A 2,624-nucleotide genomic window follows, 5' to 3' on the forward strand; every position below is an offset into this window, starting at 1 on the left:
GCGCCCCAGGCGGCCGCGCAGGGCCAGGCGGCCCAGCTGGATGAGATCGTCATCACCGCCGAGCGGCGGGAGCAGAGCCTGCAAACCGCGCCGGTGGCGGTGTCCGCCCTGGGCGGGGCGGCGCTGAAGGAGGCGGGGGTGGCCGACGTGTCGGACCTGACGCGCAGCGTGCCGTCGGTGGTGATCGCACCCGCGGCCGGCGGCGTGCCGCAGGTCTATGTGCGCGGCGTCGGCACCTTCGCCAGCAACGCCTATGCCGAGCAGTCGGTGGCGGTGAACCTGGACGGCGTCTACATCTCCCGCCCCGCCGGGGCCAACGGCTTCTTCTATGATTTGCAGCGGGTGGAGGTGCTGAAGGGCCCGCAGGGCACGCTGTACGGCCGCAACGCCTCGGGCGGAGCCGTCAACGTGCTGCCGGAGACGCCGAAGCTGGACAAGACCTCCGCCGCCGCCACGCTGGACATCGGCAATTACGACCTGCGCAAGGGCGACGCCTACGTCAACGTGCCGCTGAGCGACAAGGCGGCGCTGCGCGCGTCCGGCATGGTCATCGACCGCAAGGGCTATCTGACCGACGGCTACAACGACGACCAGGGCCAGGCCGGGCGCCTGCAACTGCTGCTGGAGCCCACCGAGGATTGGCGGGTGCGCCTGTCCGGCGACTATTACCACCGGGGCGGCAAGGGCTCCGGCCAGGTGCAGTACCCCTATGTCGACGCCGACAACCCGTGGATCGGCCCGGCGGACGCCCGCGCCGTCGCCGCCTATTACGCCGGCCTGCCGCCGCAGTCCGCCTACAGCCCGCTGATCGAGAACGCCAAGAAGGACGGTTTCATCGATGACCAGTTCTGGGGCACGCATGCCGAGATCAGCCACGATTTCAGCTTCGCCACCCTGACCATCCTGCCCGCCTACCGCGAGGTGAAGGAGGACTACCTGTCCTACATCCCCAGCGCCTTCCGGGTGAACAGCGAGAGCCAGCAGAAATCGGTGGAGGCGCGGCTGGCCTCCACCGGCGGCGGGCCGCTCACCTGGCTGGCCGGAATCTATTATTTCAGCGAGGACGTGACCGCCGCCCAGGACTATGACCACTGGGTCATGGAATCGGTGATCAACAGCAAGCTGACGGATGAGACGGTGGCCGCCTTCGGCCAGCTGACTTACGCGCTGACCGACACCCTGCGCCTGACGGCGGGCGGCCGCTTCACCCATGAGGAGAAGAACCAGGACAGCCAGTTCGGCACCGCCACCTTCAGCCCCACCAAGCCGACACTGTCCAGCCGGGCCGACGACCGCATCTGGAACGCCGCCACCTGGAAGGTGGGCGTGGATTACGACCTGGCGCCGCAGTCGCTGCTGTACGCCAACATCGGCACCGGCTTCAAGGCCGGCGGCTTCTACGCCAGCGCCGGCCAGGACACCTTCAACCCGGAGCATCTGACGGCCTACAGCGTCGGCCTGAAGAACCGGTTCTGGGACAACCGGGTGCAGCTGAACCTGGAGGCGTTCGACTATGAATACCGCGACCAGCAGGTCAGCTATCTGGCGCCGACGCTGACGGGCGTGTCCAGCTTCCCCTACGCCCCCATCTTCGTGACCCAGAACGTGGGCCGGTCGCGCATTCGCGGCTTCGAGGTGGAGGGCCGGTGGAAGGCCACGTCCAACGACCTGCTGACCGCCACGGTGCAGTACACCGACAGCCGCTACACCAGCTTCACCTACAGCTATTTCTCCAACTTCGGCGCCCCGCCCTCCGTCGGCTGTCCCTACAGCAACGTGTCGGCCAGCGCCAACCCGGCGCCGCTGGCCCCCTCCGCCATCTATTCCGTCAATTGCAGCGGCAAGCCCGCCACCAACGCGCCCCGCTGGACTGCGAACATCGGGTATGAGCATGAGTTCGCGTTCGCCGATGGCTCCGGCCTGACGGCGGCGGCGGACGTCTACCTCTCCGCCTCCTACTACACCGCCTATGACTACCTGGCGGAGCAGGTGCAGGGCGGGTACCACATGACCAACCTGCGCCTGACCTACAACGCGGCCGACGACCTGTGGTCCGTCACGGCCTATGTCAACAATGTCGAGAACCAGGCGGTGGTGAACACCAGCTACCAGCCCAACCAGGCCTTCGGCAACGGCATGAACTACGCCAACATCCGCCCGCCGCGCACCTATGGAGTCCGTGCGACCGTGCGGTATTGAGGACATCGCCCACCCTTGACCGCCACGCCCCCGTCGCGGGGCGTGGCGCCCCCCCGCAAACGGCGATTGCGGTGCCGGATCCCTCCACGCCCCGCCGGGTGGTGGAGGGGGGGCCGGCCGGTGTGTTCCCGGCGCGTCAGTGATAATTTCTTATAAAACGCTTAATTTCTTTCGTTGCGCGGACTGATTCTTTCTGTCATCTGCCCCTTGTCTGCATAGGCATGACGTGGCGCCGCCAACCGGCGCCCCGGTCCCCGGTCGGGGCCGCCACCATGTGCCGTGCGTTGGGGACGAAGATGCGACGACTGTCTGGGCCGGCGACGGCCATGGCCACCCTGTTTCTGGCCGCAACCACCCATGCCTATGCCGCCGGCGCGCCGCTTGGCGCCACCCCGGACGGCGCCGGTCCCGAGGGCGAAGCCACG

General features: G+C 67.9%; 1 protein-coding gene. It reads left to right on the forward strand.

All coding sequences use genetic code 11. The annotated features are described in order from the left end of the window. A partial coding sequence (locus I55_RS07605; protein WP_044559915.1) for a TonB-dependent receptor occupies positions 1–2,199 on the forward strand: 2,199 nt, incomplete at its 5' end. Between the last annotated feature and the right edge of the window lie 425 nt (positions 2,200–2,624).

This window comes from Azospirillum sp. B4 (assembly GCF_000333275.1).
Taxonomy (GTDB): domain Bacteria; phylum Pseudomonadota; class Alphaproteobacteria; order Azospirillales; family Azospirillaceae; genus Nitrospirillum.